This is a genomic window from Photorhabdus caribbeanensis, assembly GCF_018448885.1.
Taxonomy (GTDB): Bacteria; Pseudomonadota; Gammaproteobacteria; order Enterobacterales; family Enterobacteriaceae; genus Photorhabdus; species Photorhabdus caribbeanensis.
Map to the genome: position 1 here is coordinate 69,326 of NZ_RCWB01000005.1, position 22,951 is coordinate 92,276.

At 41.3% G+C, this 22,951-nt stretch carries 20 protein-coding genes; all 20 read right to left on the bottom strand.

Features of this window, described 5'->3' with window-relative positions:
* Positions 1 to 27: 27 nt before the first annotated feature.
* Positions 28 to 1,416 carry a phage tail sheath family protein gene (locus EAE90_RS05325; protein WP_214052603.1) on the bottom strand — a complete coding sequence of 463 codons (1,389 nt, stop codon included), beginning with the start codon at positions 1,414 to 1,416 and terminating at the stop codon, positions 28 to 30.
* A gap of 11 nt (positions 1,417 to 1,427) precedes the next feature.
* A complete protein-coding gene (locus EAE90_RS05330) occupies positions 1,428 to 2,510 on the bottom strand; it encodes a phage tail sheath family protein (protein WP_214052604.1) in 1,083 nt (360 codons plus the stop codon).
* A 167-nt stretch (positions 2,511 to 2,677) separates the two neighbouring features.
* Complete coding sequence (locus EAE90_RS05335; protein WP_214052605.1) at positions 2,678 to 3,127, bottom strand: phage tail protein; 450 nt, start codon at positions 3,125 to 3,127, stop codon at positions 2,678 to 2,680.
* Between the two features lie 562 nt (positions 3,128 to 3,689).
* Positions 3,690 to 3,872 carry a hypothetical protein gene (locus EAE90_RS05340; RefSeq protein WP_214052606.1) on the bottom strand — a complete coding sequence of 61 codons (183 nt, stop codon included), beginning with the start codon at positions 3,870 to 3,872 and terminating at the stop codon, positions 3,690 to 3,692.
* Between the two features lie 3 nt (positions 3,873 to 3,875).
* Complete coding sequence (locus tag EAE90_RS05345) at positions 3,876 to 4,886, bottom strand: Rpn family recombination-promoting nuclease/putative transposase (RefSeq protein ID WP_214052607.1); 1,011 nt, start codon at positions 4,884 to 4,886, stop codon at positions 3,876 to 3,878.
* Positions 4,887 to 4,985: 99 nt separating this feature from the next.
* A complete protein-coding gene (locus EAE90_RS05350) occupies positions 4,986 to 5,366 on the bottom strand; it encodes a hypothetical protein (RefSeq protein ID WP_339920871.1) in 381 nt (126 codons plus the stop codon).
* A gap of 243 nt (positions 5,367 to 5,609) precedes the next feature.
* Positions 5,610 to 6,551 (bottom strand): hypothetical protein, encoded by a 942-nt coding sequence (locus EAE90_RS05355; protein WP_214052608.1) that lies wholly within the window; start codon positions 6,549 to 6,551, stop codon positions 5,610 to 5,612.
* A 254-nt stretch (positions 6,552 to 6,805) separates the two neighbouring features.
* The gene (locus tag EAE90_RS05360) at positions 6,806 to 7,396 is read right to left on the bottom strand and encodes a DUF4765 family protein (RefSeq protein WP_214052609.1); all 591 of its coding nucleotides are present in this window, start codon (positions 7,394 to 7,396) and stop codon (positions 6,806 to 6,808) included.
* 184 nt (positions 7,397 to 7,580) lie between these two features.
* Positions 7,581 to 8,483: a Pvc16 family protein gene (locus tag EAE90_RS05365; protein WP_214052610.1), complete on the bottom strand. Its 903-nt coding sequence runs from the start codon at positions 8,481 to 8,483 to the stop codon at positions 7,581 to 7,583.
* 24 nt (positions 8,484 to 8,507) lie between these two features.
* On the bottom strand, positions 8,508 to 10,592 hold the full coding sequence (locus EAE90_RS05370; protein WP_214052611.1) for an ATP-binding protein: 2,085 nt from the start codon (positions 10,590 to 10,592) through the stop codon (positions 8,508 to 8,510).
* A gap of 9 nt (positions 10,593 to 10,601) precedes the next feature.
* Entirely contained in the window at positions 10,602 to 12,257 is a 1,656-nt protein-coding gene (locus EAE90_RS05375; protein WP_214052612.1) for a contractile injection system tape measure protein, read from the bottom strand.
* A 63-nt stretch (positions 12,258 to 12,320) separates the two neighbouring features.
* Positions 12,321 to 13,355 (bottom strand): tail fiber protein, encoded by a 1,035-nt coding sequence (locus EAE90_RS05380; RefSeq protein ID WP_214052613.1) that lies wholly within the window; start codon positions 13,353 to 13,355, stop codon positions 12,321 to 12,323.
* 165 nt (positions 13,356 to 13,520) lie between these two features.
* Positions 13,521 to 16,400, bottom strand: coding sequence for a hypothetical protein (locus tag EAE90_RS05385; protein ID WP_214052614.1), 2,880 nt, complete (start codon positions 16,398 to 16,400; stop codon positions 13,521 to 13,523).
* Complete coding sequence (locus tag EAE90_RS05390; RefSeq protein ID WP_214052615.1) at positions 16,393 to 19,095, bottom strand: hypothetical protein; 2,703 nt, start codon at positions 19,093 to 19,095, stop codon at positions 16,393 to 16,395. The genes EAE90_RS05385 and EAE90_RS05390 overlap by 8 nt, the downstream gene beginning before the upstream one ends.
* A gap of 76 nt (positions 19,096 to 19,171) precedes the next feature.
* Positions 19,172 to 19,588: a hypothetical protein gene (locus EAE90_RS05395; RefSeq protein ID WP_214052616.1), complete on the bottom strand. Its 417-nt coding sequence runs from the start codon at positions 19,586 to 19,588 to the stop codon at positions 19,172 to 19,174.
* A complete protein-coding gene (locus EAE90_RS05400) occupies positions 19,585 to 20,031 on the bottom strand; it encodes a GPW/gp25 family protein (RefSeq protein WP_214052617.1) in 447 nt (148 codons plus the stop codon). Before EAE90_RS05400 ends, EAE90_RS05395 begins: the two co-directional genes overlap by 4 nt.
* 1 nt (position 20,032) lies before the next feature.
* A complete protein-coding gene (locus tag EAE90_RS05405) occupies positions 20,033 to 21,646 on the bottom strand; it encodes a phage baseplate assembly protein V (RefSeq protein WP_214052618.1) in 1,614 nt (537 codons plus the stop codon).
* The gene (locus EAE90_RS05410; RefSeq protein WP_214052619.1) at positions 21,643 to 22,326 is read right to left on the bottom strand and encodes a CIS tube protein; all 684 of its coding nucleotides are present in this window, start codon (positions 22,324 to 22,326) and stop codon (positions 21,643 to 21,645) included. Before EAE90_RS05410 ends, EAE90_RS05405 begins: the two co-directional genes overlap by 4 nt.
* A complete protein-coding gene (locus EAE90_RS05415; protein ID WP_011145968.1) occupies positions 22,313 to 22,492 on the bottom strand; it encodes a DUF5908 family protein in 180 nt (59 codons plus the stop codon). Before EAE90_RS05415 ends, EAE90_RS05410 begins: the two co-directional genes overlap by 14 nt.
* A complete protein-coding gene (locus EAE90_RS05420) occupies positions 22,489 to 22,947 on the bottom strand; it encodes a phage tail protein (RefSeq protein ID WP_214052620.1) in 459 nt (152 codons plus the stop codon). Before EAE90_RS05420 ends, EAE90_RS05415 begins: the two co-directional genes overlap by 4 nt.
* Positions 22,948 to 22,951 lie beyond the last annotated feature (4 nt).

Below are 22,951 nucleotides of genomic sequence, written 5' to 3' on the forward strand. Positions count from 1 at the left end.
GCGGTGTTTAACCGCGTCTCAGTACGATTACTGTGCTACATGTTGTGAAAACTGAAGGATAATAAATTCAGCCGGACGTACCGCGGCCATGCCCACTTTGACAATCATTTTCCCTTGTTTAATGTCGTCGTCAGACATGGTGATACCTTTGCCAATCTGAACAAAATAGGCTTCTTGCGGTTTATTTCCCGCTAATGCCCCTTGTTGCCATAAGGAATAGAGATAGTTGTCAATGGCTGCTTTCACCCGCTCCCAGGTAGGTTGGCTATTGGGTTCAAAAACGGCAATGCGCATTGCCTGTTTGATATCCCGCTCTGCGCTATTAAAGAGCCGCCGTACCGGAATGTAACGCCAGTTGTCATCATCTTGCAGAGTACGGGCGCCCCAGACGACAAAACCTTTATTGGTGAAGTAGCGAATGGCATTGATACCTTTTTGATTCATGGCGCTTTGCTCATCTTCCGTGAGTCGAGCCGCTACATCACTAATCCCGCTGAGAACAACATTCGCCGGTGCTTTCCAGACGCCACGATTGGCGTCAGTGGCGCAGTAGATTCCCGCCATGACAGCACTGGCAGGAATGGTGTTGCCGTTGGCGGCTATTTTATTCTGTATTGCTTGAGCGGCTTGTTGGTAAACAGTGAGGTTTTTCTGTTTGAGCTGCGCCAGATTTTTAATGGCATCGGGCTTTGTTTCTGCATCTTCATAACCTGAAACTGCAATCAGGCTATCTTCCACAGGAATAAGTTGTGAGACTTTCACTGCCGGGTAATACGTTGCAGTTTGCGATTGCACATTAACGCCCGGTACGCTGGTTTTCGTTTGGCTGTCAGCGATCAGGAAATAGCCGGCATTCAATAATGTGGGGGTTAAGCTGTTGTATATTGCACTCTGGTAAGCAGAATCCTGTTCAGGGCAGACGATTAAGGTAATCTCCAGAGCTTGCTCAATTAATTCGGGAATTAATGCCGAAGTGGCAGCGTCTTGGGGATTCACAATCGGCAAGATATAACAAGGTCCGCCGCCATTTTGAAAATAGAGTTTTACCGCATCACTACTTGTGGTGTAGGTACCGACAGTTACAGCGTAAGTGTAACCGGAGCCTGTATTACCTGCGTCAAGAGCGATATCGGTGGTAGCAGCGACGGCTGTATCGCCTGCAACTTTCCCGGAAGGAGGAGTGGGTGGCGTTGGTTTAGTCGATGTGATGGCGATTGACGTAATACAGCCGACATTAAATAAATTGGTAAAATCCAGCCAGCTACTCACGTGTATCATTTTTAGAGTTGCGCTGGTTTTTTTAGGCTGGAAGCGGCCGATAAAAACAGGTATTGCGGTGTTCCCGTGGCTGATAGAGAGCGATAATGACGCATCTTCTTCAATATAAACGCCGGGATAGGTCGGTGTTGTTGGCATGATGCCTCCAATTATTGAGCGGTATTCTGGGTGAACTGCAAGATAATGAATTCGGCCGGACGAACCGCTGCCATGCCGATTTTGACGATCATTTTGCCCTGCTTGATATCGTCATCGGTCATGGTGACGCCTTTACCGATTTGAACAAAATAAGCCTGTTCAGCTTTGTCGCCCATCAATCCGCCTTGCTGCCAGAGGGCATGGAGATAGTTATCAATCGCCCGACGCACCGCTTCCCAGGTCGGTTGGCTGTTGGGTTCAAACATCGCGAAACTCATGGCGTTTTTAATGTCCCGTTCCGCGCTGTTAAACAGGCGGCGAACCGGGATATAACGCCAGTTATCGCTGTCCTCAAGGGTTCTGGCGCCCCAGACCAGCGTCCCGCTCTTAGGAAAGGTCCGGATCATATTCAGTGCCTTACCTTGGTTATATCTTCCTTGCAGATCGTCAGTCATCGGATATTTAGGCTGTAATCCGCCCTGAACAGGAACATTGGCGGGAGCCTGCCAGACGCCCCGGCTGTTATCGACACTGGCATAAATACCGGCCATGACGGCACTGGGTGGAATATCAATGGAGGCTTTATTTTCTCCCCACTCAGCGGTCAGCCAGGGGTAGTAAACTGCGCCATATTGAGTTGCCGGATAAGATTTAACAACATCGTCGGGTTTTAGGCTTGAAGTTATTTGAGTTTTAGGGCCATCAAAAATGGCGAATAATCCTTTGCCTAATTGACACAGTGTCCCGACGGCGGCGCTGATCTCTTCTCCGGCGGCAACCAATAGCGTGACATCATCAAGTACCGGCACTTGCTTTTCTAAATCTTGAGTTTTGACGAGGTAGCCATATCCACCGCCGTTAATAAAATAGGCACGCAGCGCGATATCCAGTTTATCGGTGGGATCAAATTGTCCATCTTTGAGTGTCAGATATTCCAGCCAGCTACCAATGCGAATATAGGGCTTACCTGATACTAATGAATTATTATTTGCGACGGCAAAAACAGGCACTGCCGTTGCACCCGCACGAACTGAGAGTGCGGGTGAGGCGTCCTCTTCAATATAAACGCCGGGATAAGTTGGGGTGATTGGCATATTGCCTCCAAGTTATTGTGCGATATTTTGCGCGAATTGTAGGATGGTGAATTCAGTCGAACTGATGAGCCATGCCAATGTTGATTATCATGTATTGGCGCATGGATAATTGGCTATATCAGACGATTGCTTTATAAACACTGGGATAGATCGTTATTGTGGATCTATTAAGGTGCTTGAATGGTGATTCGATCCGCGACCAGCGCTATTTCTTGAATAGCGATATCATTGCTGGCGGCATCAAAAGAGGGGGAGGTGAATGACGTTGGGAAGGCGTTTGTCACATTCCAGGTCATCAGAATTTCGGTGCCGGCTTCGTTGGTCAGGCTAATGGCGATATCTTTTTTCTCAACCTGATTAAGTTGAATGGAATTAATCCAGTCGAAAAGCTTAGTATCGCCGGGAAAGACGCCTTTACGCAGGGTAATATTGATCGATTGACGCTGGCCGGGCATTTTATAGTAATTACCAATACCGTCTTTATATTCGATGACATCATGAGAAATATCGAGCCCGGAAACGTTGTTAAAAGGGATTTTCTCATTACCAATAGAGACAACAAACCGATAAGTAGGAATGGGATAGTCAACAGCAATTTGTTCTGGAGTTATAGCCATGATTTTTTCCTTAATTGTTTACATTTTAAAGATAAGAAAAACGTCTATTACTTTATTTTCCTTAGTACCTAACGATTGGGTATAGCTACCGCAATAACCTGATTTATAGAGGTCTTTATTTATATTAAAGAGTTTGTTAAATGATTGTTAAATCGCCTTTGATAAAGATAGGTGATTATATAGAATGGATTTTTAGGTGGTAGCATCAATTAATAATGATATTTATTCTTAATTGATGTGGCGGATTTTTATGATTTTGTGTATCAGCGTTAATTTATTACTTTCAGTGAACATGAAAATAAATAACAGGTGTGATTTTCATACTGAATAATATCACGCGATTATGGGGTTTTTCATTGGCAGGTGGTTTTTTCTTTAATAATTTCAACGATAAATTAATTGTTGAATAAAAATATAATCATGAAAATGATTGCTAGTGAAATGAGTTAGAATGTTTATTGGGATGAAAAGAGAGAACAGCGATTTCAGAAGCACGTGGATTCAAACCCACTCTTTCGCTTGGAATGTAAATGTGCCGCTTCTATGCGTTTTGTGCATTGACTCAAGTATTTTTATGCCGATAACGTATCAATAGTAAGTTTGTCGGACGTTTGTTCAAGTTCACCTTGGTGATTTCCATCACCGTTTCACGGTCGAGATTCATTCCTCGGTGACTGTTCTGCCAGTCACCGTAAGATTCTCTTTTAACACGAATCGTTGAATACTGATTAAGAACTCCCAGCACGAGTTAGTGGCGTATTTGCTCAAGTTCGTTTTGACTCAGACCGGTGGTTTCCATCACCGTTTCACGATCGATTCCGCTGTTCAGCAATGCATGAGCAATTTTTAACGTTGCCTCCAGACGTCCTTCCTGACGCCCTTCCTGGCGTCCTTCCTGACGTCCTTCCTGGAGTCCTTCTTGGCGTCCTTCCTGGAGTCCTTCCTGGCGTCCTTCCTGACGTCCTTCCTGGAGTCCTTCTTGACGTCCTTCTTGACGTGCTTTATGTTCCAATCTTTGCGCTATTGTCATCAGTACCTCCTCATACCTCGGTGACTGCTCTGCCAGTCGCCGGATAAAACCCTCTGGATCGGCGGTATCTCCCGCCTGTAATAAGTAGTTTAGCACGCTTCTTAGCTGCTCTTCCGTATGGTAATCATACGCCAGCAATATGGACAGTTTTTGCAGTGATTCCATCATATCACGCTGCCAGATATGCTTTTGTACCATTTCCAGTAGCGCGACCCGTTTATGCGTCAGGATTTCATCATCCGAAATTACCGTCACATCTACCAACGGGAATGGACCGGAATAGAGCTCCTTCGCCAGAGCTGGATCATCGAAGCAGTTTAGCCAATTGGTACTCCAGGGATACGGCTGTATTTTCCCGTGATAAAACAACACCGGAATGACCAGCGGCAATTTTTCATGTCCCTGCTCCAGATGCCGTTGCATGGCTGAAATACTATAGCGCATCAATCGAAATGCCATCATTTTGTCTGGGGAACTCTGGTGTTCGATCACGCAGTACACATAACCGTCACCTTGCACCGTTTTCAGTGAATACAAAATGTCGGAATAATGCGCACGCAGATTGTCTTCAATAAACGATCCTGATGCTAATTGCAATGTATCCAGATCACAAACTGCCCGTAATGTCGCAGGCAAATGTATCTCCAGAAAGTCTCTGGCCGTATCAATATGACTTAAAAACTGTTTGAAAATAGCGTCATGTGGCGTTGGTGTGTTTTTTTTCTTCATAGGCGAATATAGCATACTTTCTTTTATATTGAAGGAATATTAAGCAAGAAACTGAGCGGACTGTGATGTCTTGAATTTTCCTCTTAATCGAAGTTCAGGTTAATTATCAACATAACTTGTTACTGGATTTGTATTGGTATAAAAACGCAAAGCTTGATCATTGCAACTAAAACAATAGCCTAAAATAACATGATAATCCGGGGAATTAATAGTTTCTTCCATCTCCTGATAGGTCATTTTTCTGATATCTTTGATATGTATTGGCTTACTTCTATAATAACTTCCTTTTCTATCATCTTTGTCTTCATTAAAAAATAGCTTTTCACGTAAGTCTTTTCTTCTGACTCCATTAGTATTAGCATCCCAATTGAACCCAAAATCATCTCCGTGAGATCCCGTTAGGATTAAGATTGGTTCACCGCCATAATGATGATTGGATGTAATCATTCTTATTGGGTGGTTTAAATCATTAGCTGTTATTGCGGTATCTGAACCTTAAATTTCTTTACCATTAAATAATATGGAATGCCAATTATTTCCATTAGCATTTCTTCTCTTGAGTTGTTGTTTTGTTAAAATACGTATTTGAGGATCATGCAACTGTTGAAACTCATTAGGTATATTAGGGGTAAATAAAGTTTAAATTGTTATTGATATTTTACTTTCATTTAAGAATTGATTAGATCAACTATAAATATATTAATAGAATGGGTGGTTATATATCTACCCATTTTTTTTACCGCCTTTTATTTTATCGGAAAGTATAGGTGTCTTATCTCGGGTAAATATAATTTGGTGTTTGAAGTTATATTTTTTCCTCATTTTATTTAAATGTTCTTGCATAGGGTTAATACTTAGGTGGGCATCTCCTATGGAGACAATAAATGTATTATTTTCTTTTTCAGCGGCATGCCTTGCTATTTTCTCTGCTAATGTTGGGTTGATATATTCATCACGCCATGTACCAGAAGTAAAACGGAGCATTTCTGACGCAACTTTTTCCAGATCTCCTTTGCTGCCAGCTTTCGCCATAATTTCATTCAATTCATTACCTAATTTTTCGAAATTAGGGAAAAAGCTCTGAATAGCAGTCATATAGAATTCATAAAATGAAGCAATATCTTTTTCCGTTAACTTCGTTGGTTCACTTATTGATGTCATCGATAGATCAAACATCTCCTTCATGGCGTTGGATAACGCTGAATCCTCCCACCCAACAATTTCAGCTCGCCTATTTTTATTCATGAATGGCCATGATCTTGCCATGAAATCTTTTGGTATATACTCTGCTTTATTTTTATTTATCTGTTCATCTGTTGCTTCAATATAAAGTTGAAGTGTGCCAGCATCAAAACTACTATTAACATCAGGTATATTTTTTGCGTATTGAAAGGGTGGTTTATTATGACCATCACCAGCAATAATGATTTTAGGTTGTTTATTTGAGAATATTTCTTTTACTCTTTCTGTAGAGAGTTCAACCTCTATATCATTTTCATAAGTAAACCATTTACTATATTTGCTATCCTCAGCGATGGGGGACGAAGAATTAGAATCTCTTCCTAGTTCTAAACCTAATGAGCTGCTTTCATGATGAGCCGAATTGTTTGACTGTAATAATGGATGTCTTTTTTTCTGCTCTTTTTCGCTATATTCGTGTTCCATGTTATCACCTATTTATTATACCCGTTATCTTTCAAGCTGCCTCTTTGTTGGCTGCACTCACTCACCCCGGTAACATAGTTTGCTATGCTCCCGGGGATTCGCTTCCTTGCCGTCGCGATCCATCTTGAAATCCATAGGGTATATGTTGATGTAATAAATATATTTTAAATTTATAATCTAACTATTTGAATTTATTGGTTGCTCCGTCCAAAATGATTAATTGTTAAGAACTTGTGATGTTTTTTTATCCTAAATTATGATGCATTGGGCAAGGATTTCTCAGCCTTGCCAAATGTCCTGTCATATATTTTTAAAATTTCTATAGGCGCATCTTTATTTGCGACAAAACCTGATTCACTTTCACTACCTAGTGATAAATATTTTGATTTTATTTCAACGACTACTCCATATCTGTTCCTTGAGAAACGATCAAATACGCTTTCATCTACTGAAAACTCGGGCAAATATGCACCTTTGCCGACTTGTTGGCGAACATTTTCTATTGTGGGAGGCGGGGTATTAATATTGGCAGGTTCTCCTCCCGCACTACTATTCTTATGCATGTTGAAGGCTGTTTTGCTGCTTACTCCACGATATAAAATGAAAGATGCCTCTGGGTCTATTGCTTCATTAATAGCTTTGGCTACTGTGTGATACTCTAACGTCTTAAATTTACCAGAAGTTATGTCGTCTGGTAGTGGGCCATCTTCGTCTTCATCTGAATCATAATTATCATCATCGTCAGGAAGTTGATTATAAGCTAAGAGTTGCTGTGAATTATCTTTTAGCCATTTACTCTTATCATCAGATTCATCACTTTTTTCTTGGTCTTTATATATAGGCATAATTGCTCCTTAAGATATTAGGGAAAGCCTTGTTTTTATGAAATTGCCAATTGATATTTATGTTATTAATCGATTAATTATATAACATGGAAAGTTCAAATAAACATATTAAAAATAATTAATTTTAATAAATAATTATTTATTAGATGAGTGATTGTTTGTTATTTTAGTATAAAAATTAATTTTAAATCCCAATTAACTTATCCGCATTTTCTTTAGAAACAACAATACCGACACCATTTATCTTAACAATAGCCTCTTGACTGCTTTTCCATTTGGTAAGTGTATCTTTTATTTGTGGTAAATAAGTTACGCTAGTAATACCCGAAACTTCAACAATAACGTTTTCATTTTCCTGATTTTGATTATTTTCTGTATCAGGTTTGGTTGTCAGATTCACTTTAGCCAAGGCAAGACGTACATCTTCTGTACCGCCTAATTCTACACATAATTTATCTATTAAAGCTTGGTTTATTTGTGAATTATCTAGATTGGGCTTTTGGTCCACAGAAGCAGATATTTTACTGACTGGGATTACATTGTCTTCAATACTTTGCAGTTTCATCGGTACAGTAATGGAATAAAGTAAAGAGAGACGAGGGCGATTACCAAGAGCCTGCCAAAAATTACCTAAGCTATTTAAATTTTCTTGTTGGGGAATAACCCGGGTGTAAGCACCGGGAATGCCGGTTAATTGGCGATTGTTAATCAATGCTCTTAAAACCCGCGTCATAACTTGTGCCGCTTGATTATCCGGCTGACTGTCTGGGTTGGCGCTGTCGTTCGATGGTTTATTCGGCTCCCAGTAAGTCATTAAATAATTGCAGTTAATATTTACCCATCCTGGTAATAATGTATTGGTTGCCGGGTTATAACGTCTTGATTCGGCAGAGCGTAATTGTAGATCTTCATGTATTTCATAAAGAAATACACTGATAGTCGGTTCTGATTGAATGGAATTCATTTCGGGTAGATCAAAACGAATATCAATTTTTTGACCGGGAATGTCTAAATATTTAATTAGAATATCATTTAATGCTTTATTAATTTCAATAATCGCATTGTCAGAAGCAATGATGGTTGTCATGTTGACTCCAATTCTACTTAATTTTTAAAATGCCAATCGGCCGGTTTTATTTAATTCAAGTATCACGGCCCGTTCTATATGTTTATTTTCAATCTGTCCAATGTTGTCATTTGCGGCCAATATGGATGATAATAAGGCAATATTTCTGATGTTCGCTCCGGTTAAGTCAGATCTTTTAGCCAGATGTTCAAAATCAATTTCGTCGGATAATGTCAGTTGTTCAGGCCAAATTTTTTGCCACATTTTCTTACGTAATGCTTCATCGGGATAGGTAAAACGGGTAATAAAGGTAAAGCGGCGATTAAACGCGCTGTCCAAATGGCTGCGGTTATTGGTGGCTAAAATCACTAACCCCGGATAATTCTCCAGCCGTTGTAATAAATAAGAAACTTCAATATTAGCATGTCTATCTTGGGCATCTTTGGTCTCGCTGCGTTTGCCAAATAAAGCATCCGCTTCATCGAAAAACAGCACTCCAGAATCCGCTTCGGCCAGATCAAAAATACGGGCGATATTTTTTTCCGTTTCACCAATGTATTTATTCACCACGGTAGAGAGATCCACTTTAATTAAATCCACGCCAAGATGACCGGCAATCACCTCGGCAGCCATCGTTTTGCCGGTACCCGATTCACCGTAAAATAGGGCGCTAATACCGGTTCCGTAACTGATTTTTTCCTGAAATCCTGCGCTTAGAATCTGGTCACGGTAATGAATGGCAGCGATAATTTCTTTTAACTGTTGCGCTAATGTATCTGAAACCACTAAATCATTGAAACTGCGTTTTGGGGTTATGCGCTGGGCTAATTTACCGAAATTCTGTTGAGCGCGAAAACTTAATGCCTTACGCAGATCTATTTCTTTTATTTGATCTTCTGGTTGCCGAATTATTTGATATTGATGAGCTTCTGCAAGAATGAGCGGTAATGTTTCTGCGGTAAAGGAAAAGCGCTGACAGAGCTGAGTAATATTGATTTCTTGAGCGACATTCTCCGGTAAACTTGCTTTCAGCATTGTTTTTCTCTCTACTGAAGTCATTACTGGCATATCAATTTGCACCATTGGCAGATGTTTAAGCCAGGCTAATCCATCTCCCGATTCTACCAGGCAAACCATACGTAATTTTGGCTGATGCAGTAAAATAGATAATTCATGGTGTAATATTTTCTTTTCCGCCGCAAGTAAAGAGAAATTGCGAATTAATAAACAAGCATCATGTAACCGGGTTTCCCGTATTGCGTCTGCGAGTAGGCCGGATATTAAGGGGGGGGCTTCTTCATCGGGCAGACAGGCTAAATCAAGGATTAAGGTATGAATACTATGATATGTCATAATATTACTGACCGCTAATTCTCTGGCGCTGCCTTCTTTTCCTCTGAGTATGACCAATGGCCGTATTTTATCGGTTTCATTCAATAATATCTTTTCCAGTGAATGATAAAGAGTTTGTGGATACCAATTATGTGAGGTGGGAGTATGCCAATTAGCACAGCTTATCAAAGGCGGTAAAAGTGTTCGTTGTCCCGATAAAAAATGCCAGATAGCGTTATGAGTTAAGAATTGTGTTTGTAGCCAAATAACTTCTTCGTGATTATTAAGCCGTAATAGTTGGTTATTGATTAACGGTGTTTGCGGTAAAAAGCTGTTTTGTAGTAATTGCCGGTCACTTTGGTGTTGGCTAAATAACTCAATCGCTAATGCGAAATTGGGCCACTGTTTTTTACTATTGCCATTCAGCGCAGCAAATAACGCATGATACCGGCTGTCAAAATGGGGTAATAAACCTAATAATAAAATATCACGCTCAAACTCAGTCAGTTCAAAACATTTGACCAACAATGATAATGTATCAAGGGAAGGGTTTCCCTTAATTTCTGGATAGCAAATAGGATTATTGACTTTAGTTAACCAATGAGGAACTCCCTGCGGTGATAGTAAACATTGTTCGATTTTATCTTCGGTCAATAAAAAACTTTCCGGTAATGAATCGTACTGACCGCTCTTTTGATAATAGTATTGCTGTAATAGCAGATCGATACGTTCCAAATGGGGATAAATCCAGCGTAATTCAGCCACAATACAGGGGGTATTTGTCAGTAGGTAGTCCATATAAACCTTCTAAATGTTTTGCCAGTCAATTTTTAAAGGGCAATCCAGCCAGGGAAGTTTGGCGATATTTAATGGCCACGGCCAGTCGGCCAACAGAATATCAAATGGTTGATGTTGTACCGTGATTTTGATTTCCTTCTCGTCTATGAATAATTCACCTGGTCGTTGTAAAAACAGTTGGCGTGCGTCATTGCGGGTTAATTTTTTCCAGCCGGGAAGCTGGCTAATAATGGCATCTAACCATTGATCTATGATCAATTTTTTTTCTGGTTCAACAGGCGCTGATTCAATAGGTTCGTTAACCATTAATCCGCACAGAGCGTTATTCAATATATTTAGCTCTGTCTGTATTTCTTCGTTTACCCAAATCAAATAGTTAAGGAGATTAACCGCGCTGAATTGGGCTTGACGATGAATAAATTTTTGCTCTTCAAGTAAGCCAAGTTGATTAAATAATATGGGTAGCATCGGCCATAAAACTAATATTCCAGCATTATTTACCTGATAGGGAAGAGTTTGTTGAGGCAATAAAACGTATTCTGAATGTGTTTTATCGATATTCTGTAATGGGTTAGAGTTATTTTCTGTAATATGTGGGTTATTCGATGCTGAAAATATTTTCTGGTTCTCGGATATTATCTCCTGATTTGTTGAATAGTTATATCTATGAACATTTTTAATATCAACATGAGTTACGGCTAATTTCTTGCTAGATTTATCTTTATCTGCATGGTTTGAAATAAAATGCTCAGATAAATATTGATATTCTTTAGTTGATAGATATTTTTTACTGAATTTTGCAACAGTAATAGTTTGCCAGATCTGTTTTAACCAATTATTTAATGGAATATTATCAGTAATAATCTGGCGAAATAACGTAATAATAGATGTTGCATTAAGTGTACCATTATCTAATTCAGAGGTGATATGTGATAGCACTTTCACATCCAGTTTAGGTATCTCCTGTGTATTATTTAGCTGTATATATTGCAACGCATTGAGTATCAGTTGTCCGGGGGAGACTGGCTCCCTTGGATATTGTGGTTTGTTTATTCCTTCGGATAGTCTGTGGTTAATAGTGCTTAATAAGGTGGGTTTCTTGAGCATTAATAACCGTTGTAGACTTGGCTCAGATAAACAGCTTTTTGCTAAAAACAAAGTCCATTTATCTTCTATTCCAGCTAATTGATTAATTAGCTGTTGAATATTGATATCAATATTCTGATAATTATCTATTACCTCTATTGAATTTAATGCTTTATTTTTATGGTTTAAATAATGAATAAAGTTTTCAATATTAATTAAGTTATTATCGTGTAATAAAGATGGGTTATTGTTTGTTTCCTGTAATTTTGATTGTCTTAGGAATGTTTTTTTCTCCTGATTATTAATTTGATATTGGTTTAATGCTTTATTCAGTGCAGTATTAAGCCGTGCCCGGAATAGTGGATTGAAATTATGTAAATTTATTTCGCCAAGATCTAGGATTAATGTTTCTAAATAGATATCATGATTAATGGGATGTTGAGTAAAGAAGGTATTAAATAAATTTTTTATATTGACCTGATGAAGCAGGGAGCCATGTAATACTTTTTTAGCTACCTGTGAATTATTAGCCTCAATAGTAATGGTAATCCGGTTTAACAGATTTGGCTCCCAAGGCATATTAATGTATCCTTTGTAATGAGAAAGTAATCGAATATTTAAATTTATCTGCGTGGAATGGAATTAAAGTTTCATAATAAAAGCTAATAAAAAATAGGGCGGAATAATATCAACACTATGGTTATGTAATGCGGGATCTACTTTTGCTGTTGCTGGATGATTATGTCCTTGTCCTCCTCCTGTGGATGATGTGTATGCGTAATGCGCACCATTGGCTGATTGCATTACACTATTTATATCATTACGTATATGTGAAGTATAATCGCCGTAATATCTGGGACCATATTTCATTCCATTACTAACCCAATAACCCATACCTCCAATATGGTTATGATTAGGTATTTGTGATTCTGTTAATGTTGTATTTTCCACATTAACAGTGACAGAAACTTGAGTTGATGTTGTATTTCTGGAATAGTTTTTTTCACTGCCGCTACCACTGGCTTTACTGCTGCTTTTTCCTGTCTCAGAAATGGTTTCACCACACATGATAAAACGGCTTCTTAAATCTGGGGTGCCGTTGTTGCCATCACAAAAAGCCCATCCGGTAGGAGCGCTATTACCAGAAAACATCACGATTATTCCCTTAGGGAGTACTGTGTTAGGATCAATACTGACGCCGCTTGAATTAACCGTGATACCATTCCCAGCTTTAACTTTTACACCTCCGTCAACTATTTCAATACCGTCATGATTATTGATTGTAAGCTTATTGTCATTATCTTTATCAAGTTGTAACCCTTTGCCATAATTTACTGATAATCCGTTAGTATCAGTTAGTAAGCTTTTATCTTTAAGTTTTACGCTTAATCCATCTTTATTTGCTCTTAAACCACCAGTGGGGTTAACTTTTACCAACAGTCCGGAGCTATTATCCAGTTCCAGTCCTGAATTTGGATTATCAGTCTGATCCGGTGCTTTGCCTACTGACCGACGACCAATATCAGCAATATCAATCAGGTCTGAATAATCAGTTTGTAGGGGAATGCTGCCCTCTTTAAAACGATTTTTTAATTCATTTGATGAAGGTCCTATTGATTTAGGATTGGTATTTTCTGTATTGGCTTGCGAAGTAGACAGATTATATTCTTTTTCCATTTTAATGACCTTGTATATAATATTGAATTATTCTGTTTTAAATATCCTGTCAATGTTGCCATATAATTAAATGGCAATTAGAGAGAATATTTTATTTAACTCTGAAATAGATATTATTCAACTAATCTATTTTTGCTATTATTGTTACTCAAATTTAATATTAACTTAAATTTTTGGAACATATAATAACTGATTATCTTTTATTACCTTTTCGTTCCATTCGGTTCCAGAGTCACCAATAACTTCCTTACGCTGCTGTTTGGTGGCGATCCGCATATTACCCGTACCGGTTGCCGTTGAAGGTAAACGCCCTAACGTTAAGGTTTCTAAAATATTATAGGCTTCATCACCAAGAGGCGCGCCATTGTTTTGCCAACGCTTATAAGTATCAGCAAAATTATTGAATTGTTCCGGTGATAGCCAATGAAAAATCATGGAAAGATGAGCGGGAAATTCGGCTAAGATTTCCGTTTTTACCCACGTCTCCAGTTTATAAGGATCGATCTTATCATTCTCAATAAGTTGACGATTAATTACTATACTGACTATAAATGAAAAACGATCAGCCAACGCGTATCTTTCATTGGAAAAGTACCAACGATAGCGCCATGCATTTTCTTTTTTCGGAAAATCATATTGTTGGCCTGACATTTTTTTAAGTAATATCCGACCCTTAATTCGTTCGAATTGGACTACACGTGCTTTAAGCTCATAATCGGAGGGAGAATCACTATTAGCCAATATTTTTGTCGGTGGCCCATCGGGGGTAATAACATATTTCAGGGTAATTTCGTCGTTTACTTTGATCATGGCAGGGAAGGGGTCTTGGATACTGGAGGTGATCCAGCGTTCATCTCCTGTTCCCGTTTGATATGTGTCACTGGCATAAACCAGTTGATAATCCATATCTTTCATCCATACTGGGCTATTGCGCCAGCGTAAATTACCTTGCTCAAACGCTTGTTTTACTCGATTTAGATTGCGCTCTAAATCAGTGCTATTGAGGGTGTCAAGCGAGAAGGTATCTCCCGTAATATCGGTAATCATTTGGCCTCGTAGTGTAAATTTTCTGTCACCTTCAATAATAATCAAGTTAATGACCTGACCATGCAATAGCTGGCCCGTTGTCCCATTTTGGGTAATGATTAATTGATGGTTTTTAGAATCGGGCACGCTTTTTATTTCCAGCTCATCGGGCTTTTGCTCACTGTCGAATTTCGTGTCAGGTTTTACTGGTAATAGCTGACGATGTTCAATTAGATAGAAAGGTAGATTAGCCACGTTGGGTTTTTCTTTGAAACATTCTCCTCCCAGACCAATACGGGCGGCAATCCGTTTTTGTAGTGCTGACACTTGATCAATGCGAATATTATTACGTTGATAGGTTAATTCGGGTTGCTGTGCTAAATAGCCACGTTGGGTAGAGAGAAAATCCAGAAAGTCTATGGTAAGTGGCCTGGCTGCGCGATGGGTACCAAAATACTCCAGCAAATAATTCAGGATTAACAATTCTTTTGCATAGTTTTGCCAATGCATACCGTCATCATTATTGATTTGGGAATCATTATTTAGCTGTTTGATTAAATTAGGCATGATTTGCTGATGGACTTTATAACCAACAGTATTGTTTTTAAAAGGCCATTGTGCGCCATATACCGCATTTCCCCGTTGTTTAAAGGCTAACAGTTTCGGCAAGATGGCAAGTTCAGCACAGCCATTAGCTAGCATTTGTTCAAAAGGCAGCATAAATTGATGCAAGTGGATTTGTTGTTGGGTCTCGGCGTAGGTTTGTAATCCATAGCAAGCCGGCAATTTATTGCTGACCGGATAGTAGTCCTGGATTTTACGATGTTTTCCCCAGTTTAATAACTCTGGCTGTGTTTCAATTAATGGCTCTTTAATGATCTTATTTTCTATATCTTGCTTAGAAATGGAGACTTTTATTCCACCTTTGGCAGTAATAATGAGCGGGCTTGTTGGTGAAGTTATTAAGCTTAATGGATCATTACCCCATAATCTGGGGTAATAGCCCTGAGCGATTGTCCAAGACCAATTGTCATTTGACAGCGGGGAAATGTTTTTATCGTGGTTATCTAATGCTAACCGGGTAATATTTTGTATCCCTGGGATAGCCAATAAGCGATTAACCAAGTGACTGAGTTTTAATTCTGTAGCCGTGGTGTAATCTTTGGCCGTGGGTAATTTAGGTATCCAGCCGTGATGTAAATAAGGTCCGGCAAATATTTCTTCATTACTGTAACCTGATTCTTTCATGGCTTGGGTGGTATAACGTAATGGTTTTGCTAATACCGTCTGTTCTGTTGTCATATAGACTTTAGCAAAGATGTCAGCGGTATCTTTAACATCATCATTCAGTTCAATATCAAGCTGTAATAAGAAATCCGTCGGTTGTAGCCAGATAATTTTACTGACAGATTCCCCCAGGTTACGGTTGTTTTTTAAGAAAGTGGCCAGATTTTGTTGAGCCAGTGTATTGTCAGTCTGAGTTTCCCGGTTAGGGAGTAAATAAAGCCAGTAGTTTCCTCTTAGTGTCAACTGTTGACTGTCTGGAGTGTGAGTGAAACTGTATTCACGTTTTTCTTTGTTATACCAGTATTCATAGCGTTGATTCTCAGGTTCACGAACTAGCTGTACATCGTTAAAGAAAAAATAACCTTCACTTTTGTTGTTAATATTATCGCTGCTATGCAAATCCAATAAGGCCCGGCGATAATCTTCCGCGGTAATTGGGCCGCAGGTCAGCATTTGTTGTGGGCCGAATTCTTGTGGAAAAATGCCGTCGCCCGGTGTCTGTTCTTGCTGTTCAGGGGTAAGGAGATCGATGAGAGGCAGCGAGAGGCGATAGGCCAAATCAGACGCGCCATAACAACAGGCTTCTAATAAAGTTATACCGGGATCGCTTTCACCTGTATTGCTCCAAAGTTGGCCGGATTGTTGCTCAATCACCGTCTTAGCTTGAGTGAGTAAAGTATCAAAGGCAATATTGTCTTTAACGATGGAAAACAGGGCGTTTTGATTACTCATGGTCAGCTCCTCTATTTGATGGATTCTTTTTTGACCAAACTAAAATCAGCACTTCATTATCACCAGCTTCTACACTGTCACTCACTGCTTCTGTGGTTTGGGTGGATTTTTTCAACGTTAAGCTGGTGACTCGTTCAACTAGAGACGACTGTTGAATGGTGGCTAATAACGGGTAGTAATCAATGCGATTACCGGTGGTTACACTAATTGCAGCGTCTTCTGCCCACGGCATATATTTCCGGCTGAGTTCTTGCTGTAACTGATGATGACCAAAATCGGGATTAATCCCCGCAGCAAACACCAGTTCATAACTGATCAGCACGTTAGTGTAGCTGGGATTGTCAATTTTAAGCGTGGTCCAGGGGCTGCTTAACTGGCTTAACCATTTGGCCATTTCTGTCAGCCGGGCAGCGTTGAGCATTGGGCGCAGCGCATCATCGTTATCTTTGTAACGGCTGTTAGGGATCACAATCAGTTGTTGTTCTTTCGGTGCCGGGATTCTAGTTAATTTATTGGCGTCGGGATATTTGACATCAAATATGCTGATGAAATGCTCTTTCAGTAGCGTGACAATGTTATCCCAGCTTAAAGCACGGTTACGATGGGACAACCGAGGTGGAATTCGCGCGAGAAAAGCGGGTTCTGTTTCTTTCGGACGACCGTTCCAGGATGTCCAGGGTTGCGTCACATGACTGATGGCGTCGGACACGCTGACGGTCTGTTTAATGCTATCGGCGGCCAATCTATTGATAAAGTGATCATTTTCAACAGTTTCTGAGTTGATTAATGTGGCGGTGGTGGCGTTATACAGTATGCCTTGCATTTTTGGGTAATTCTCAGGGGCGGTCTGCTGAATTATCTCCGCTTTCAGCCAATATCGTCCTGTCGGCATCAAGGCTGCCTGATTTGATGCGTCCTGTGGCAACAGCGTACTCCATGTCCCCCGGTCAAACAGGTTGTGAGTTTGATCGTGAACCAGTTGATTTAATGGTTGCCAGGTGTTTTGTTGATTCAGATAAGACCAAAATAGCGCAAGTTCTTGAATACCGACCAATTTCCAGTATAGGGATAAGGTTTGTCCCGGTGACACATTGGTGAAGCCTAAATAGAGTGCGTCATTAGCGAATGAAGGCGTTTTAGCATTCGTATTTCCCCAACCAAAAGGGGTGAGAGGATACACGGCATATTGTTCAGCTTTCATTGTGGCGTTAAATGTAACTTGTAATGCACTGATTTGCGGGGTGTAGGGTAAATTTTTACCGGTCGGATCTTGCCGGTATTGCGCATGCATAAAATCCTGCCCCGCCAATTCTATGCGTACTGATGCAGGCCAGTCATTGGGGGATGGACTGTCTGCAACAGGGTAGTTCATTGCCGGTAAGGTAAATGTCAGGCTTTGTCCTTGTGGTGCATCGGTTCCGCCAAATAATGATTGGAGGCCATCAATGGTCTTTTTTTCCTGAGGTGTGACTAAATAACCCTGTACTTTAAATACGCTGTTATCGGGTTCAGGGGTGTACCCTTTATACCACGCTTTAAAACTCTTTGTCGGCAAGCCAACCCATTGTGGAGTCAAGGTAAGCGTCGCGTTTTCAGAACCATACCATTCAGGGGCGACCAGATTAAAACCGGAACCCAACGATGGCAATTGACCGAAGGGAAAACTGGTTTTATCTGTTTGTTCAGTTCCGTCATCAGAGGCATAGCGCACACTGCGGTTGCCGTTAACATTGATTTTAATACCGATAATTTTGGGCAAAGTGGGTTGTTGAATGGTGCCTAATTTTAATACCGGTACGTTGAATGTCATGCCGTCAAGGTTATCTGGCGGGCTGATAGGATCATCAGTGGATAGTAAACCCAGTTTGATATTCTTTTTGTCGATAAGATTTACCGACAACGATAACCAGTGATCTTTGGCGCTAATTTTAGCGGTGATATTTTTAGCTTTACCCTGCCAATCATTTTCCAGCGTCAATGTAATATGACGTTCTCCTGCGGGCATGGCAAACAAAGAGGAGGTAATGAGATAACCGGATAGCACCGGGGTATCGTTGGCTGTTGGGCTAAAAAGCTGGATGCCGTTTTTCGGTAATTTAATGTTATCTGAGAGGCTAAGTGGTATTGCCGATTGCCAACCATCGTTATTTTTTCGATACCAACGCAAGTCGGTTAATGCTCCCTGATTCGCCAGTAAATCCGTGTTTGATGCATAGTGTAACGGATTACCGGCGCTATCTTGCCCGGCATCAAACAGCGTGCCTTGTGCGACCAGAAATTCCGTGTTATTCGTATTCAGGGTAATGCCGATAGCAACGCTATCTGCCTGAGCGTTTTTGGGGTTCAGTCCTAATAATTCCCGGTAATAAAGATTACGGTGTCGTGCCGGGAGGGTATTAAATAATATCTTGGGTGTTTCTAACAGTTTAAAAAAAGCCAAAACAAAAGCTTGATGTGCCGGTAAAAGACCATTCGCTTGATTAACGTTCTGGTAAAGATTCGCTAATTGCTGAGGGCTATTTTCCTGCGTAAAGTAGAAACTGTCCCAGAACTGTTTTTTCTCTTGATCGAAAGGAATAATTGCGGCGTACTCTTTGAGCCAGTTTAAAATATCCAGTGCACTTCTTTCATCAAGTTTAAATGCATTATCCGGCACGATAGCAGAGAGCTTATTATATAACTCGGCTTGTCCCATATTTATTACCACCTGTGGTTTGAATATAGTGTTTCAGGAGATCGTGATTATTTAAAAATAAGGTTAGAGGCGTTATTTATCCGGCGGTGACGATATATTGACTGGCAATAAAACGGCCTTTTCCCATACTGGGTGTGGTTACATCCGGGCCACTCGATGGATTATTCGCCGGTTGTGTCGGAGTGAAACGGGCGGTAAATTGCTGCCCGACGATAATCACTGCGGCAGGGCTGTGACAAAAATTTGCCTGTTGGCTGGCATCTAACTGGGCAATGGTGACTATGCCTGTACCGGGCGTTGGGTAATCGGGAGTAATATACTGTGCTTGGAGCTTTACCTCTTTTTCATCGCCCACAATGGCAATTTTTTTGTCCTGGATTTGTGCATGCCCGCTGCCCTGGATAGTTGCCGGCTCCAGGATTGTCACCTGTCGGTTGCCGAATAACGGTTCAAATAGTAGTTTGTCGCCATCCACCACCAGTTGTTTGCTCATAGGCTCACCTGTACCCGGCCTTCATTCACATCAAGGACGCCTTTAAGCTGTTGGTTGATATCGCTGCCTCTCAGGGAATAAGTCACCTGAACATGTAAGGTATTTAGCAAGTCTGTTCTCTGATCGACCTGAATCACCGTGATTTCCGCGCGCGGTTCATAGCGCAGTACGCGCTCTTCAATCCGGGTTTTAATTTCAGCTATCAATTCATCATTGATATTGGCAAACAGATAATCATTTAGGCCGCACCCATAATCTTCACGCATAATCCGTTCGCCGGGCTCGGTGAGAAAAAGAATTTTCATGCTTTGGCGAACATTTTCTGCACCTTCTGCCATTGTTACGCCGGTTTGTATTTGGGGATGAGAATTATCTTTGACAAAAAATTGCGGCGGAAATGTCCAGCCACGACCATAAATATCGGCTAATATTTTATTTGTCATTTTATTCCCCTGTTAATTGTGTTAGGTTAATTTTCTTACCCTTAATATCGACGCCGGACTTTCCAGTGGCTGACAGGGATTTCTCAGCCTGTATATTAATTTCCTGACCTGTGGTGATAATATTCTTCGCCGACTTTAGCGTAATATCTTTATCCTGTTGCAATGATAACGAATGTTCTCCGCTATTAATGGCGGCGATTTTATCTTGATGATTGAGCACTAATGCTTGTTTATTATCCCCTTGTTTAATGACTAAAGTTTTTATTGGATTTTTTTCACTGGGTTCTATCGGTGTTTTATTTTTTGGGTTGTGCATAGCGCCTAATATCACCGGGAAGCGCGGATCGCATTCAAAGAAACCGATAATCACCTCATCCCCCGGTTCAGGATAGAAACAGAACCCGCTTTCATGACTGGCATAAGGTTTACCCAGTCGGGCAAAAAGCACGCTGTTGGTTAAATCTAACGCCGGTATCCTGACCGGAATTCGGTCCAGTGACTGCTTGTCCTGTTGGTATTTTTCCACAATCCCCACATGCAGCTCTTTAACCTGCGGGACCACCGGTTCTGTTTCCGGCAACAAACCCAGAGTTAACCGGGTGCGCCAGCCTTGCCGTTGATTGATGGTCTGACTGACGCCGGTGATAACGCCTTGACCATCCATCCCTTGACCAAAGCCATTTAGCGCAAGCAGATCGCCCGGCTGATAGCGGCTATCCCCTGCAACTTCGAAATTGCCGGAAACGTTATCACTTCGCAGGTTATTCAGGATGCCCTGAGCAAGGTATTTGGCTTGTTCATTATCTTGGGGATAGCTGAAAACCCACTGCCATGCCTGATCGGTCAACGTCGCTAAACTGTCTGGCGCGAGTTGACCGCTGCCAACTTCGCTGTTTTTTGCCTGATTGGCCTGAGACAGTTTTTGTTGTGTAATATCCCAGGTTTGTACGCTCACCGTTTTAGGGTTGTGCCGATTATCCCATTGCAGATCCGCTTCAAACAGTACAATATCCTGATCGTCGGCACGTTGTTTAATTGTATGCACGGTTGACTGATTAAGTGATTCCGGCGTCGCTAATGTGACGGCCTCATTACCGGGCAACAGCCAGATATTGGCGGCGGCCAGTCGGCTTTTTAAGAATTTCCAGTCATTACAGCGAAACTGCACCATTTGCTCATGTTTAATTTTAAGCTGAGACGCCTGTTCTATCGTGACAGCTATCTCTGCCTGATTGAATAGCTTTTTGATAATGGCTTCATCATCCTGTTGGCTGAATAGTTGTGAATGGAAACCGTCAGTGAGTTTTTGCAGTGAATGTTTTGCCGTTAGGATAACCAGACTGTCCTGACCTTTGAACTTAAGCGCTTGTCGAACAATGATCCCCTTGAATACCACGGTTCCTTGCAGTTGCACGATCAGTTCTTGATTGGGCCGACAGCTTGTCAGTTCAGCTTGAGCTTGGGGGGCGAAAATTGCTTTGGCGTCACCGGCTACGCTAAGCGTGATATTGGCTGTGGGGATGCCGTTGATTTGATGGTTGACGGTCAAACTTATCATAGAAAACTGGCTGAGGGTTTTTCCCGCTATGTTAATGTCTACTGCCGGTATCTTCATGCGTCCCCCTGTGCTTGTAGCGTTTGCCCGGGGGTGAAATCATCAAGATTATCCAAATCGTTTTGTCTGGCGAGGGCGAGATAATCAATACCACCAACCAGAGCAGCACTGACGCCTAATGCAATCAACGGCAGAGAGAGCATATCGGTCACGTTGACTGCGATAACCGGCGGTGATTTTAACTGCTGTTCAGTGGCTTGAATAACCAGGCTTTCGTCTGCGATTAGCGATAAAGTGGCGCTGGCTCGCAGCGGGGTGGCGTCCCGGTCAAACAGGGTGTAATGGATGGAGAGACCAGTGGCTCGGCAAGCGAAATAGCCTTTGTTTTCCCAACGCATTTTGCCCCATTTGATTTTAAGGAAGTGGGGCACATTGGTGCTGGCGTCCACCGCACACAGGGTTTTCAGGGTTTCCAATTGGGTTTCTACCGGGATGTTGTTGCCCGGCATAGTCGCATCAAACAACAGAACTAATGTCAAACCGGCGGGTTGCGATAGCGTGTAGCGGCTGCTTTGGCGTACATAGTTAACGCTTTCATCTTGTTGATAGTGAGTTTGATAATCGAGCTGAATCCCATCAGGGTTATACATTGCCTGTAAACTGCCTACGGAAATTTTCCCCTCTCGGTCTTTAAAAGCGGTCAGGGTGAGTTTGGATAGACTCCGTTCAATTAGGCTCATAATGGACTCCTGCTTCACGCAACGCTTCTAACACTTCCCGTTTCACTATCTCAATCAGGCGAGCATTATCCAGCGTCTCTTGGGCTAAGGTTGGTGGTGAGGAAGAATTACTCGTGGAATCAGTGACTTTGGCCTGAATAATCAGTTCTTTAATTTCGACGGTCATACTTTTACTCCTAACCAGCGCATATCTTGATAACGTAATTCCAGCGAGTTCACCAAGACGGTATTGCTATTGGCGTCAAAGTCGCTGGTGGACCAGCGCACCGGTAGCGCGTTGCTTAATGTCCAACTTGCCGTGGGTAATGAATGTTCATTCAGTAACATAATCACGACATCGGCATAGACCGCTTTTTCGCCTCGCAGGACGCGATCGAACACTAGCGTGAGCGGCGTCACCGTCATCACGCCACGCTCTAGCAACAGGCTGCCGTGCTGGATCTTCTCGGCCAGCCAGATATTTCTGGCGTTTTCCCCGCCCTGGCTGTGTTGGGTGGTCTGCAACTCACGGCTGAGGCCCGATATCCGTTGAAAGGCGATATCGAGTGGACTGGGAATGTTGTTAAAAAGAAAACTGGCGATAAAACGGTGTGACACTGACGGGGTATAGAGGTTGCTCATATGT